The sequence below is a fragment of the Paracoccus rhizosphaerae genome (genome assembly GCF_026162645.1).
GTDB lineage: Bacteria > Pseudomonadota > Alphaproteobacteria > Rhodobacterales > Rhodobacteraceae > Paracoccus > Paracoccus rhizosphaerae.
In genome coordinates this window covers 1-13,015 of the sequence record NZ_JAOTBE010000045.1, presented here as the reverse complement: position 1 = coordinate 13,015, position 13,015 = coordinate 1, and the positions used below count along the sequence as shown (strand labels likewise).

Annotated in this window: 13 protein-coding genes and 1 pseudogene; 10 read left to right on the top strand and 4 right to left on the bottom strand. The window is 69.0% G+C overall.

The features are described from left to right. Nucleotides 1-5: 5 nt before the first annotated feature. From mtgA to queG, 3 genes are all read left to right on the top strand, one after another. Complete coding sequence (gene mtgA, locus OC184_RS14260; protein WP_265507854.1) at nt 6-737, top strand: monofunctional biosynthetic peptidoglycan transglycosylase; 732 nt, start codon at nt 6-8, stop codon at nt 735-737. Nucleotides 738-813: 76 nt separating this feature from the next. Next, entirely contained in the window at nt 814-1,500 is a 687-nt protein-coding gene (gene fzlA / locus OC184_RS14255) for an FtsZ-binding protein FzlA (RefSeq protein ID WP_265507853.1), read from the top strand. Beyond that, nucleotides 1,478-2,605 carry a tRNA epoxyqueuosine(34) reductase QueG gene (gene queG, locus OC184_RS14250; protein WP_265507852.1) on the top strand — a complete coding sequence of 376 codons (1,128 nt, stop codon included), beginning with the start codon at nt 1,478-1,480 and terminating at the stop codon, nt 2,603-2,605. Before fzlA ends, queG begins: the two co-directional genes overlap by 23 nt. Here the strand turns inward: queG and OC184_RS14245 are convergent. Next, complete coding sequence (locus tag OC184_RS14245; RefSeq protein ID WP_265507851.1) at nt 2,602-6,519, bottom strand: calcium-binding protein; 3,918 nt, start codon at nt 6,517-6,519, stop codon at nt 2,602-2,604. The two genes, queG and OC184_RS14245, sit on opposite strands and share 4 nt — an antisense overlap. Before the next feature lie 115 nt (nt 6,520-6,634). Continuing rightward, nucleotides 6,635-7,387 (bottom strand): uroporphyrinogen-III C-methyltransferase, encoded by a 753-nt coding sequence (cobA, locus tag OC184_RS14240; protein WP_265507850.1) that lies wholly within the window; start codon nt 7,385-7,387, stop codon nt 6,635-6,637. Between the two features lie 148 nt (nt 7,388-7,535). On the opposite strand from cobA, the gene OC184_RS14235 reads away from it, so the two are divergent. Together OC184_RS14235 and OC184_RS14230 are read left to right on the top strand one after the other, a co-directional pair. Beyond that, entirely contained in the window at nt 7,536-8,918 is a 1,383-nt protein-coding gene (locus OC184_RS14235; RefSeq protein WP_265507849.1) for a cryptochrome/photolyase family protein, read from the top strand. Then, the gene (locus OC184_RS14230) at nt 8,918-9,583 is read left to right on the top strand and encodes an SDR family NAD(P)-dependent oxidoreductase (protein ID WP_322630208.1); all 666 of its coding nucleotides are present in this window, start codon (nt 8,918-8,920) and stop codon (nt 9,581-9,583) included. The genes OC184_RS14235 and OC184_RS14230 overlap by 1 nt, the downstream gene beginning before the upstream one ends. A 3-nt stretch (nt 9,584-9,586) precedes the next feature. On the opposite strand, the gene mobA is transcribed toward OC184_RS14230, so the two are convergent. Beyond that, a complete protein-coding gene (gene mobA, locus OC184_RS14225) occupies nt 9,587-10,195 on the bottom strand; it encodes a molybdenum cofactor guanylyltransferase MobA (protein WP_265507847.1) in 609 nt (202 codons plus the stop codon). Nucleotides 10,196-10,345: 150 nt separating this feature from the next. Between mobA and OC184_RS14220 the strand changes: the two genes are divergently transcribed. The 4 genes from OC184_RS14220 to OC184_RS14205 are packed head-to-tail and all read left to right on the top strand — an operon-like array spanning nt 10,346 to nt 12,733. Next, nucleotides 10,346-11,026 (top strand): MotA/TolQ/ExbB proton channel family protein, encoded by a 681-nt coding sequence (locus tag OC184_RS14220; RefSeq protein WP_265507846.1) that lies wholly within the window; start codon nt 10,346-10,348, stop codon nt 11,024-11,026. Further along, on the top strand, nt 11,023-11,415 hold the full coding sequence (locus OC184_RS14215; RefSeq protein WP_265507845.1) for an ExbD/TolR family protein: 393 nt from the start codon (nt 11,023-11,025) through the stop codon (nt 11,413-11,415). Before OC184_RS14220 ends, OC184_RS14215 begins: the two co-directional genes overlap by 4 nt. Nucleotides 11,416-11,421: 6 nt before the next feature. Next, nucleotides 11,422-11,802 carry an ExbD/TolR family protein gene (locus OC184_RS14210; RefSeq protein ID WP_265507844.1) on the top strand — a complete coding sequence of 127 codons (381 nt, stop codon included), beginning with the start codon at nt 11,422-11,424 and terminating at the stop codon, nt 11,800-11,802. A gap of 4 nt (nt 11,803-11,806) precedes the next feature. Further along, nucleotides 11,807-12,733: a TonB family protein gene (locus tag OC184_RS14205; RefSeq protein ID WP_265507843.1), complete on the top strand. Its 927-nt coding sequence runs from the start codon at nt 11,807-11,809 to the stop codon at nt 12,731-12,733. Here OC184_RS14205 and OC184_RS14200 read toward each other — a convergent pair. Then, nucleotides 12,730-12,858: pseudogene (locus tag OC184_RS14200) on the bottom strand (IS481 family transposase); the annotation flags it as partial. The gene OC184_RS14205 and the pseudogene OC184_RS14200 overlap by 4 nt on opposite strands. A 62-nt stretch (nt 12,859-12,920) precedes the next feature. On the opposite strand from OC184_RS14200, the gene OC184_RS14195 reads away from it, so the two are divergent. Then, nucleotides 12,921-13,015 (top strand): transposase (locus tag OC184_RS14195; RefSeq protein WP_265507867.1); only part of this gene is annotated, 95 nt, incomplete at its 3' end.

The window sequence follows — 13,015 nt, the reverse complement described above, 5'->3', positions numbered from 1 at the left end:
AGGGCATGGGAGATGCGCGCATGCCGTTCCGCCGCCCGATCCCCCTTCCCCCTGACAGCGGCCCGCCCCGGCGCGGTCCGCGCCTGCGCGCCAGGATCTGGTTCTGGCTGCGCTTCACGCTGCTGCGCATGGCGCTGGTGATGGCGGGATCGGTCGCGATCTATGCGGTGATCAATCCGCCGATGACCTGGACCATGGTGGCCGCCGCCCGCCAGCACGACCTGTTGGACCGCCAGTGGGTGCCGTTGAAGGACATCGCGCCGGTCATGCGCAGGTCGGTCGTTGCGGCCGAGGATGCGAACTTTTGCCTGCACTGGGGCTTTGACATGGCCGAGATCCGCAAGGTCGTCGCCTCGGGGTCGTCTCGCGGCGCATCGACGCTGACCCAGCAGACCGCCAAGAACGCCTTTCTGTGGCAGACCCGCAGCTGGGCCAGGAAGGCGGCGGAGACGGCACTGACCCCGATGATCGAGGCGCTCTGGTCCAAGCGCCGCATCCTGGAGGTCTATCTGAACGTGGCCGAGTTCGGGCCGGGCATCTTCGGCATCCACGCCGCCGCGCGCGAGCATTTCGCCACGACCCCCGACCGTCTGACGCCCGTGCAGGCGGCGCGGCTGGCCGCCGTCCTGCCGTCGCCGCTGACGCGCGGGACTGGCGCGGCCTCGCGCCGTTCGCGGTCGATTGCCGACGGCGCCGCAACCATCGCGCGCGACGGTCGTGCGGACTGCTTCGAATAGCCCCCGCGGTTGAAAGCGACCGGGCCGAGGCGTATCAAGACGGCGTCGAGAATAACAAGAAGGCCCCGGGCAGTCCATGACCACGAACACGCAGACCACGCGCTTGTATCACACCGCCCTGTCCCCGTTCTGCCGCAAGGTGCGGCTGGTTCTGGCCGAGAAGAAGATCGAGGTCGAACTGGTCGAGGAGCGGTACTGGGAAGGCCCGCCCGACCTCAAGCGCCGGAACCCCGCAGGCAAGCTGCCCGTCCTGCGCTATCGCGGCAATGTCCTGGCCGAGAGCCAGGCCATCGTTGAATATCTGGACGAGGCCGTCCCGACACCGCCGCTGATGCCGCAGACCCCGCTGGAGCGGCACGAGGTGCGCCGCCTCTGCGCCTGGTTCGACGACAAGTTCCACGCCGAGGTCACCCGCCCGATCATGAACGAGCGTGTGTGGAAGAAGATCACCCGCCAAGGCTATCCCGACAGCCGCGTCGTGAAGGACGGGCTGCGAGCGATCAAGGAGCATATCGATTATCTGAGCAGCCTGCTGGAGACCCGGCGCTGGCTGGCCGGTGCGACCTTGAGCCTGGCGGATTTCACGGCCGCGGCGCATTTCTCGTGCCTCGATTACATATCGGACGTCGACTGGGACCGGTCCGAGGCGCTGCGCGACTGGTATGCGACGATCAAGTCGCGCCCGGCTTTCCGCGCGGTCCTGGCCGACCAGATGCCGGGGATTCACCCGGCGCCGCATTATGCCGAGCTTGACTTCGGATAAGGGCGCGGCGGGCGCGTCGCGTCCCGCGACGGCCGGAGGCGCTTCGCCCCCCGGACCCCCCGAGGGTATTTGGGCAAAGAAGAAGGCGGAGCTTGACGCCCAGGCGAAGGCCGTGGGCTTTGCGGCTATGGGTATCACGCAGCCCGATGCGGTCCCCCAGCAGGCCGAGCGGTTGGCCGAGTTCCTTCGGGCGGGGCGGCACGGGCAGATGGGCTGGATGGCCCAGCGGACGCATTGGCGGGGCGATCCAGCCGCTCTGTGGCCGGAGGCCCGATCGGTCGTCATGCTGGCCGAGCTTTACACGCCCGAGGGCGATCCGCTGGAGGTGCTGCAGCGGCGGGGGCAGGCGGCGGTCAGCGTCTATGCCCAGGGGCGGGATTACCACGACCTGGTCAAGAAGCGGCTGAAGCGGCTGGGGCGGTGGCTTCTGGAAACGGCGCCCGAGCCTGGCCACCAGATCAAGGTGTTCGTCGATACCGCGCCGGTCATGGAGAAGCCGCTGGCCGAGGCGGCGGGGCTGGGATGGCAGGGCAAGCACACGAACCTGCTGTCGCGCGAACTGGGCAGCTGGTTCTTCCTGGGCGCGATCTTCACCACCATGCCGCTGCCGCAGGACACACCTGGTGCAGGCCATTGCGGGTCCTGCCGCGCCTGCTTGGATGCCTGCCCGACCGGCGCCTTTCCCGCCCCATATCAGCTGGATGCGCGGCGCTGCATTTCCTATCTGACGATCGAGCACAAGGGACCCGTCGACCCCGATCTGCGACCCCTGATGGGCAACCGCATCTATGGCTGTGACGACTGCCTCGCCGTCTGCCCTTGGAACAAGTTCGCGCAGGCCGGATCCGAGATGCGCTATCGAGGGATCATCGAGGCGCCGCCGCTGGCCGAATTGGCGGCGCTGGATGATCCGGCGTTCCGGGCCAGGTTCTCGGGCAGTCCGATCAAGCGCATCGGGCGCGATCGCTTCATGAGGAACGTTCTTTATGCGATCGGAAATTCCGGTGACGTCTCGCTTGCCGCCGCTGCCCGGCCGCTGCTTGGGGATGCCGATCCTGTCGTATCCGACGCGGCCAGATGGGCCGTGGCGAGGCTTGGCGGCTAAAGCAGGAAGTCGTCTCCGTCCAGCGCCAGCCTGTCCTGCAGCCGGATCAGCATGTCCGCCTGAAGGTCGCCGTCCACGTCGATGAAGACATGCGTGTCCTGTCCGACATGGGCCCATCTCACCGAGCGGTCTCCGGCATGGCCGCCATTGCCGCGCCAATCGAGGTCGAGGGAGCGAAGGTCGAGAAGATCCTCTCCGGGCGTGAAGTCGGTGATGATGTCGCTGGCGACGGGCCGGCTGTCGAATGGGGCGGAATAGCGGAAGACGTCGCGGCCGCCGCCACCGGTCAGGCGGTCGGCATCGACGCCGCCGACCAGTGTGTCATTGCCGGGGCCGCCGAACAGCACATCTGCGCCCCCTTCGCCGCGCAGAAGGTCGTGGCCCCAACCGCCGTCGATCGTGTCGCCGTGATCGCCGCCGCCGATCCAGTCGTTGCCATGGCCGCCCATCAGCCTGTCGCGTCCGGCGCCGCCGATCAGCCGGTCGTCCCCCCCGCCACCGTCCAACACGTCCCAGCCGGCCTGCCCGTGCAGCGTGTCGTTGCCGTTGCCACCGAAAAGCACGTCGTTGCCGGCGCCACCGATCAGCAGGTCGTTCCCGTCATCCCCCCGCAGCGTATCCTGCCCGCTGCCCGCCTGCAGGGTGTCGTCGCCGAAGCCGCCATACATGGCATTGTTGCCGAGCCCGTCGAAAAGTCGGTCGTCTCCCTGGTTACCGGCCAAGGCATCGTCTCCGGCGCCGCCGATCAGCGTGTCGCTCCCCCATCCGCCGTGGATCCTGTCGTTCCCGGCGCCCCCGTTGAGGTAGTCGTTGCCGCCGCCGCCGAGCAGCCGATCGTTGCCCGGCCCGCCGAACAGGGTGTCCAGGCCATTGCCACCGGTCAGGGTGTCGTCGCCCGCGCCGCCATCGAACCTGTTGTTGCCGACCAGCGCGCTGAGCAGGTCGTTGCCGTTGCCGCCGAACATCCTGTCGTTTCCGGCCCCGCCATAGAGGCTGTCGTTGCCGTCGCCGCCGGTCAACTGGTCGTCACCCCATTCGCCAGACAGCAGGTCGTTGCCCGCGCCCCCGAACAGCCGGTCGTTGCCAAGCCCGCCGAACAGGCGGTCGTCGCCGTTGTCCCCGCTCAGCAGGTCGTTGTGCTGGTTGCCGCGCAGGATGTCGTTGCCGTCACCGCCCCTGAGGATGTCGACGCCTGCCCCACCGTGCTGCGTATCGTTCCCGCCGCCGCCGATCAGCAGGTCATTGCCTGCCCCTCCGGACTGCCAGTCGCGCCCCCATCCGCCGATCAGCGTGTCGTCGCCATTGCCGCCGTCGAAGCCGTTGTTCCCCGCAAGCGAGCTGAGATAGTCGTTGCCGTCCTGGCCGAACATCCGGTCGTTCCCGACCGAACCATAGAGGGTGTCGTTGCCGTCGCCACCATACATGAGGTCGTTGCCCCATTCGCCCCACATCCGGTCGTTCCCTGCATCGCCATAGAGCAGGTCGTCATGCATCCCTCCGAAGAGGAAATCGTCCTCGGTTCCCCCAGACAGGGTGTCGTTGCCGTCGTCGCCCCTCAGGCTGTCCCGACCCGCGCCGCCCTGCAGGACGTCAAAGCCCGCCCCACCGTGCAGCGTGTCGTCGCCGTCGCCGCCCTGCAGAAGGTCATTGCCGGCGTCCCCGGACAGGAGATCGTTGCCGGCATCCCCCCTCAGCGTGTCGTTGTCGGTCCAGCCGCTGATCGTGTCATTGCCCGCACCGCCATCCAGCAGGTCGTGCCCGGTGCCGCCGCCCAGCCTGTCGTTGCCGCCTTCGCCGTGAATGGTGTCCGCATCGCCCCCGCCAAAGAGCGTGTCCGCCCCACCTCCGCCGCGAAGCTCGTCGCGGCCGGCGCCGCCATCCATCCAGTCCGGTCCGCCACCGCCCAGAAGCGTGTCGTTGCCGTCGCCGCCCAGAAGGCGGTTCGCGCCCAGCAGCACCTGAAGCCAATCGTCGCCGGCATCGCCCGACAGCGTGTCGTTGCCACCGCCCCCCGTCAGCCGGTCGTTACCGCCCTCGCCATAGATCAGGTCGTTGCCGGCACCGCCGTCCAGTGTGTCGTCACCCTCGGCGCCATAGAGCAGGTCGTCGTCATCCTCGCCGTTGAGGATGTCGGCGCCGCCGTCGCCGAACAGCGTGTCGCGCCCCCTGCCGCCGAACAACCGGTCGCGCCCCTCGCCGCCGCGAAGGACGTCCGCGCCGTCCTCGCCGCGCAGCGTGTCATTGCCCGCGCCGCCCGACACCGTGTCGTTGCCGGCCCCCGCCATGAACAGGTCGGGCGAGGCGCCGCCGACCAGCCGGTCCGCGCCCGGCGTGCCGAAATTCCAGGTGGGTTCGGTCGAGGGGGTGTCATCGGGCCGGATGTCGATCGGGTCGATTTCCGGCAGAAGATAGTGCGCGATCGGAAACATCGCGTTCGAGAAATCGCCGACGCTCAGCGACCGCCCGTCCCGCGTGGTGATGTCGAGGATCGTCTCGCCATAGAGGATCATCACGCCGCTGCTGGTCGAGATGAACCGCAGCTGCCAGATGCTGCGGATGTTGCCCAGCATCGACATGTCCAGCCGGTCCTCGGCGATGTCGAAATCGAGGATCGAGATCCGCCCCTGCACCCGCGACAGCACGAAGATGTCTTGGCCCGCGCCGCCGACAAGGATCACCGGCTGGTCGCCAGCGACCAGAATGTCGCCGCCGTCGCCCCCCTCCAGCCGCAGGGTTTCAGGCCCCGCCACCAGCAGGTCGCCGTTTGCGCCAGCGCGCACGGTCCCCGCGCCGGCAATCAGGGTGCTGCCGATCGCGGCCGGGTCGAATTCCAGCTGGCTGATGCCGGTCTCGGTCGACGAGGCGATGAACAGCGTGATCCGCCCGCCCTCGACGACGGCCTCGATGTCGCTGACATCGGCCAGGGTCATGCCGTCGCTGTCGACGATGGTCGTCAGGTGCATCAGGCGGCCGTCAGGCAGCATGGTGAAGACCGAGATGCCGTCGTCGGCACCCCCCGCGAAGACGAAGGCACGGCCGCCCACCACCGCGGTTTCGAGCGCGGTGGCCGACTGGAAGCGGGTCGTGCCCTCGTCGATGATGTGGTCGACCGTGGTCAGCCGGCCGTCCTGCGTCAGCTGGAACACGGTCAGCGAACTGGACCCGGCCGCGGCCAGCAGCACGAAGCTGCGGCCGCCGAACTGGACGACCTCGACATCGGAGGGCAGGTCGAAGCCGGTCCCCCGCGCCGCGACATGGACCATGCCCGCGCCCAGCCAGCCGCTTTCGGACATCATGTGCGTCGAGATGAAGTTGCCGTTCCCCGAGATGGCGACCAGTATCCGCTGGCCGTTGACCGTCACCTGCAGCACCTTGTCCAATGACGCGTCCGTCGTGCCCTCGGGCACCGGCAGAACCGCCTGGCCTGCCTGGACAAGGCTGCCGTCCGACGACAGCCGGTGCGTGGTTAGCGTCAGCGCCCCGTGCTGGGCCGAGAACAGCACCTGCGCCTGCGACGTCTGTACCTGGCCCAAAGCCGTCAGGTTCGCGCCAAGCCCGGTCGTGAACAGCGTGCCGAAGGGCGCCATCGCCCCGTTGTCGCCGCGCAGGCTGGTGCTCAGGTTCGAAGCGCCGCCCAGTTGGCCGACATGCAGCAGGTCCCGGTTGCCGAAGCTGACCAGCGAGATCTCGGGCGGCCCCTGATAGGTGAAGCTGTCCAGATAGGCCCGCGTGCGCAGCTGCACCAGCGGCTGGCCGGGGTCCGAGATCGAGAAGCTGGTGATGCCGCCGCCCAGATGCGTCGCAGCCACCAGCAGCCGCTGCCCGCCCACCTCGACCACGTCGAGATCGGAGATCTTGGACAGCCAGCGTTGTTGCGTGACACCAAAGGTGGTCACGTGGCGATACACGATCATGGCGAATTGGGTTGTTGCGGTTGGGGGCCGAGGCCTCCGGGGCATGTCTTAAGATGGCCTTAAGACTTGCTCATGACCAGTTCTGCATGACGTGCATTTTAGGCAAAAGCGGTCGTTAACCGGCCTGTTTCGGCAGCGCCAGCGGACCATAGAGGATCAGACCCGGCTGGCTGGCGGGACCTTGGGCCTGCAGCATCTGCGCCAGTTCGGCGACGGTGCTGGCGATCAGGCGCTGGCCCGGATGGCCGACCGCCTCGGCCAGAAGCGCGGGCGTGGTGCCGGGCAGGCCATGCATGGCCAACCCCTCGGCCAGCTTGGGAAAGCTGCGCTGCCCCATGAAGACGACGGTGGTGACCGTCGGGTCGGCCAGCGCGGCCCAGTTGATGTCCTGCGGCAGCTGCCCCGTGATGTCGGCCCCGGTCACGAACTGCACCCGCCGCGCGGTCAGGCGCCGCGTCAGGGGCATGCCGAAGGCCGCCGCAGCCGCGCTGGCCGAGGTGACGCCGGGCACGATCTCGAACGGGATGCCTGCCTCGGCTAGGGCGATTAGCTCTTCCTCGAGCCGCCCGAAGATGCCGGCGTCACCCGATTTCAGGCGGACCACGCGCCGTCCGGCCTGCGCGTGCTGGACAATCAGCTGGTTCACGACCTCTTGCCGGGCCGAGGGGCGGCCCGCGCGCTTGCCGACCGCGATCAGTTCCGCCTGCGGGCCTGCATGATCCAGCACGGGACCCGATGCCAGGTCGTCGAACAGCACGACCTCGGCCTCGGCCAAGCGGCGGGCAGCCTTCAGCGTCAGCAGCTCTGGGTCGCCCGGACCCGCCGAGACGAGCGAGACGAAGCCGGGTTCTGGTGCAGGATCGGACACGTGTCGGGGGCCTTCGGGCGCATGGGGCTTCAGCTATACCACCCGCAGCCGGTGTGACAATGCCGCGCAGCGCCTTCAGCTTCCGTGATCGGCGTGAAACTTTATGCTCGCCCGCGCGTGTGCATCTGTGGGCAGCAAGGAGGATGCAATGACGGTCATCTGCTGGTTCAGGCGGGTCCTGCGACTGGACGACCACCCCGCGCTGGTGGCGGCCGCGGCAGAGGGGCCGGTGGTCCCCCTGGTGATTCTGGACCCCGCCGAGGCCCGCGACCACCCCGCCAGCGCCATGCGGCAGGCGCTGTCGCTGCCCCTGCTGGACCAGGCGCTGCAAGGCCGGGGCAGCCGCCTGATCGTCCGGCGCGGTTCTCCGGCGCAAGTCTTGCAGGCAATGGCGCGGGAAACCGGTGCGGCGACGGTTCATGCGTCCGAAGGCTTTCCCTTCGCCAGCGATGAAGGTCTGGCCGATGCCGTGGCCAAAAGCGGGGCGGTGCTGCATCTGCATCCGCTGGCCGACCTTGTGCCGCGCGCCTCGGTGCTGACGGGTTCGGGCGGAGTCTACAAGGTCTTCTCACCCTTCTGGAAGGCGCTCCGCAAGGTCGACATCGCCCCGCCGCTGCCGGCGCCGAAGCTGGCCGCGCCTCCGGACTGGCCGGCCAACGATGGCACCGACTGGCCCGAGGCGCGCGCCGCCATGAACCACGGCTGGGACGGGGTCGCCCGCCACGTCCGCGCCGGCGAGGATGAGACCCATGCCCGGCTGGAAGAGTTCCTGGACGGACGGCTTCCCGACTACAAGCAGCACCGTGATTTTCCCTGGCGGCCCAAGGCCACGACCGGGCTTGCCGATGCGCTGGCTGTCGGAGAGATCAGCGCCCGCCGCATCTGGGCACGCCTTCAGCCGGACTTCCAGTCCGGCACGAAGGGCGCCGACCATTTCCTGTCGGAACTTGCCTGGCGCGAATTCGCCCGCGAGCTGATGCATGCCTTCCCCAGGCTGGAGCGTGATTGCTGGCGCGAGGAATGGGCGGCGTTCCCGTGGAAGTCCGACAATGACGATGCGGAGGCTTGGCGGCGCGGCCAGACAGGCGTCGATATCGTCGATGCCGGCATGAGAGAGATGTTCGCGACCGGCCAGATGCACAACCGGGTGCGCATGGTCACCGCCAGCTATCTGACCAAGCACCTGCTGACCGACTGGCGGGTGGGGCTGGACTGGTTCGCACGCTGTTTGACCGATTGGGATGCAGCCTCGAACGCGATGAACTGGCAATGGGTCAGCGGTTGCGGCCCCGACGCCTCGCCCTTTTTTCGGGTATTCAATCCTGACGGCCAGGGCGACAGGTTCGACGGTGGCGGTGCCTATCGCGACCACTGGTTGAAGCCGGACGCACCCGGTGCCCGCGACTTCGCCGCCGCCGCGCCTCGGTCCTGGGGCATCGACCTCAACCGCCACGCGGTTCGGGCAATATCATTGGCAGACGGTCGCGCGCGGGCGCTGACCGCCTATCAGCAGCTGAGGGAACGGGCGTGATGCGGGCGCTGGTCCTGGGCGCCTCGGGCGGCATCGGGCAGGCGCTGTCGGCGCGGCTGACCGCCGATGGGGTCCGGGTGACGGGCCTGTCGCGCAGCGGCGACGGGCTGGACCTGACGCAGGCCGACACCGTGGCTCACCATGCCGGACGGCTGCAGGGGCAGGATTTCGACCTGATCCTGAATGCGATCGGGGCGCTGGTCATCGACGGCCACCAGCCCGAGAAGTCGATGGATGCCGTCGATCCCGACGCCATGGCAGCGCAGTTCGCGCTGAACGCGACCGGCGTAGCGCTGGCGATCCGGCACTTCGCGCCGCTGCTGGCGCGCGACCGGCGATCGGTCTTCGGTTCGCTGTCGGCACGGGTCGGCTCGATCGGCGACAATGGCCTGGGGGGCTGGGTGGGCTATCGCGCGGCCAAGGCGGCGCAGAACCAGATCATCCGCACCGCCGCCATCGAATATCGCCGCCGCAACCGTCACGCCATTCTGGTCGCCCTGCATCCCGGCACGGTCGAGACGCCGCTGACGGCCCGCTATACCGCCCGCTATCCGACCATCACCCCCGACCGCAGCGCTGAAGCCCTGCTGGCGGTCATTGCCACCCTGACGCCCAAGGACAGTGGCAGCTTCCACGACTGGAAGGGGCAGCGCGTCCCCTGGTAGGGGTCACGGCGCGGCCAGATGCAAGGCCGCCGCTTCCAGATCGGCAGGTGTGTTGATGTTGGTGAACGGGTCGATCGGCGTGCTGTCCCATCGTGCGGTGCCCGGCTGATGCCGGCGCGTGAAGGCCCGCACGCGCCGCTCGTCCCGGTCCAGCGTGGCCGCGAGGTCAGACCGAAGTGACACCGGCCAGAGGCCGCAGGTCGGGTGATCGCGCAGCTCTCCGGCCGCATCGGGACTGGCGGCCAGTGCCAGCCCCAGCGGCCCCCGCGCCGCCACTAGCCCCGCCACCAGATCGCCGGGCAGGAACGGCGTGTCACCAGGCACTGTGACGACCGAGGTCACGCCGAGTTCCTGCGCCCAGTCCATCGCCGCCAGGATCCCGGCAAGGGGGCCGGGATGGCCGGCCCGGCTGTCCGGCCGCACCGGCAGCCCGAACTCGGCAAAGCGCCCCGGATCGCCATTCGCGTTCAGCGCCAGCGCAGCCGACTGGGGCGCCAGACGGTCGACAACATGAGACAGGATGGTCCCGCCCGCCAGCGGCAGCAGCGGCTTGTCGCCACCGCCCATCCGGGTGGCGCGTCCTCCGGCAAGGATCATCACGGGAATGCGCATGCAGCCGACAGTGCGCCGCGGCGGGCACGACCGCAACCCCATCGTCGCCATCACTAACTTGACATCTTTTGTCGGATTCATTAGCCGACAAAAACGATCAACGGCCAAGGTGCCGTATCCGCGGCCCGATTAGCCTCAAGGAACCTCGTCATGACCGAATTGGGTACCACACTGGCGGCATCTCCGCTGTTCGGGATGATCCGCGACGGAGGATGGACGATGTGGCTGATCGCCGCCCTGTCGGTCATCACGCTGGCGGTCGTCCTGTGGAAGCTGTGGTCGCTGTGGCGGTTGGGCGTCTGGGGCGGCAGCCATTCCCGCCGCGCCATCCGGCTGTGGGGCGACGGCCAGCGCCGCGCCGCCATGGATGCCGTCCGCGGCCGTCCGTCGGCCCGGGCGCGCGTGGCGCAAGCGGCCATCGGCACCTCGCTGGACCCTCGCTTCGACGATGCCGCCGCGCGCGAGGAAACCGCCCGCGTGGCGCGGCAGGCGCTCTATCGGTCGCGTACCGGGCTGCGGGCGCTGGAGCTGATCGCCACGATCGCGCCGCTTCTGGGTCTGCTGGGCACGGTGCTGGGCATGATCTCGGCCTTCCAGGTCCTGCAGAGTTCGGGCAACCAGGCCGATCCGGCCGACCTGGCGGGCGGGATCTGGGTGGCGCTGCTGACGACGGCCGCCGGGATGGCGGTCGCCATCCCCGCCGGCGTTGCGCTGTCGTGGTTCGAAAGCATCGCCGACCGATTGCAGTCCGACCTTGAGGATCTGGCCACGCGGATCTTCGTGGCGGGCCAGGAACCTGCCAGGCCGCGCCTGTTCGAGGCCGCCGAATGAGCGCCGTCCTTGATCTGGGGCCGCGCCGACATCCACGGCGGATGTCGCTGACGCCGATGATCGACGTGGTCTTCCTGCTGCTGATCTTCTTCATGCTGGCGTCGCGGTTCGGGATGGACGCTGTCCTTCCCATTGCGGGCGGCACCGAGGGCGCGGGCAGCGAATGGCATGGCCCGCCGCGCCTGGTGGACGTGACGCCGGATGCCACGCTGCTGAACGGAGAGCCGGTCGCCACCGCCGACCTGTCCGCCGCTGTTGCCGGCCTGCTGCCGCCCGAAGGTGGGGCCGTCATCCTGCGGCCGCGCGAAGGAGCGGATGTCCAGCGGCTGGTCGACGTCATGGACGTGCTGCGCGCGGGCGGCGTCACCGACCTGATCCTGATTGACTGAGGGCCCATGCGCATCGACATGCCCCCCAGGAAGCCGCGCGGCGAGTCGATCATTCCCATGATCAACGTCGTCTTCCTGCTGCTGATCTTCTTCCTGCTGACGGCGCAGATCAGCCAACCGACCCCGTTTCCGCTGACGCCGCCGGAAAGCGCCTCGGATGTCAGGGCCGAAGATCGCGACGTCCTGTTCATCTCGGCCCGGGGCGAGCTGGCCTGGAACGAGGCCGAGGGTGAGGCCGTCTGGACCGCCATCGCCGCGCATGGGGGCGAGGCGCCGGTCGAGATCCGCGCCGATGCCGCGACCCCCGCCCACACGCTGGCTGAACACCTGGCGCGGCTGCGCACCATCCGCACCGGCGGCGCGCGGCTGGTCGTCAGCAGGGGATAGGCCGATGGACGCGCGACGCACGCTGGAAACCGCAGCCTTCTTCACCATCGCCGCAGCGCTGCACGTGTCGGCGGCCGCCATGCTTCTGCCGGATCAGGCGCAGAAGGGCGCCGCCGTCACCGACGCGCCGCCCGCCGCCCTGTCCGCAGGCGGCGAGGAAGTTCGCTCGATGGTGTCAGAGTGGGAAGCCCCGCCCGAGGTCGAGACCGCGGCCGAGCCTGTCCAAGCGCCCCAGCCGCCAGTGGCCGAGGCGCCCGAGCAGGTCCGGATCGAGAAGCCGCCGATCCTTGCCGCAGCCCCTGCCCTTGCGATGCCCGAGGCTCCCGCCGCGCAGCCGAACCTGCCGGAACCCCCAGAACCGGCGCCGATCGACCCCGCCCAGCTGGATCTGCCGGACCTGCAGCCTATGACGCCGCCCCGGATCGACGCGCAATCGCAACTGGCCCTGGACGCCTCGGCCCGCCCCGAGCGCCGGCCGGAACGCCAGCCCGAGCCGCGCCGCCAGCCAGCCCCCGAACCACAGCGGCAGCAGATGCAGGAACGTGCCCCGGCGCCTGTGCAACCGGCACAGCAGGCCGGCCAAGGTGGGCAGTCGCAGGCCAGCAGCCAGGGTGGCGGCGGTGGTGGCATCAATGCGGCCGCCCGTGCAAATGCCGTGGCACATTGGGGCGGTCAGATCCGCAGCTGCATCAGTCGCCGCACCAAGCCGCCGCGCGGATTGCGGCAGGGCGGGACGGTGACGCTGGCCTTGAACGTGGGCCGCAACGGCGTCATCCAAGGCATCGGGATCGCCGCCTCGTCGGGGCAGCCGGCGCTGGACCAGGCCGTGGCCGAAGCGGCCCGCCGCGTAGGCCGCTGCCCCGCAGCCCCCGCCGCCCTGACCGACAGCGTCTATCCCTTCACGCTGCCGATCCGCCAAGACGTTCGCTAAGTGTTCAGTCCCGGCATCTGGTGGATCGGACGGACGATGAATCTGTCCGGCTCCGGAGTCCAGATCTTGCAGTTGTGTTCGTAGGGACCGAGGCCGCTCAGCGTCTTGAGCCGACGAGCCAAGTGACGTTGCCCCCTGCGCCTAATCCAGTTTGAGATAGTCTCTGGCCCAACCGATAGGACCAGAGATGAAGCGCAGCAGGTTCACTGAAGATCAGATCATCGGCATTCTGAAGGAGCACGAGGCCGGGGTTTCCGTCGCTGATCTGTGCCGCAGGCACGG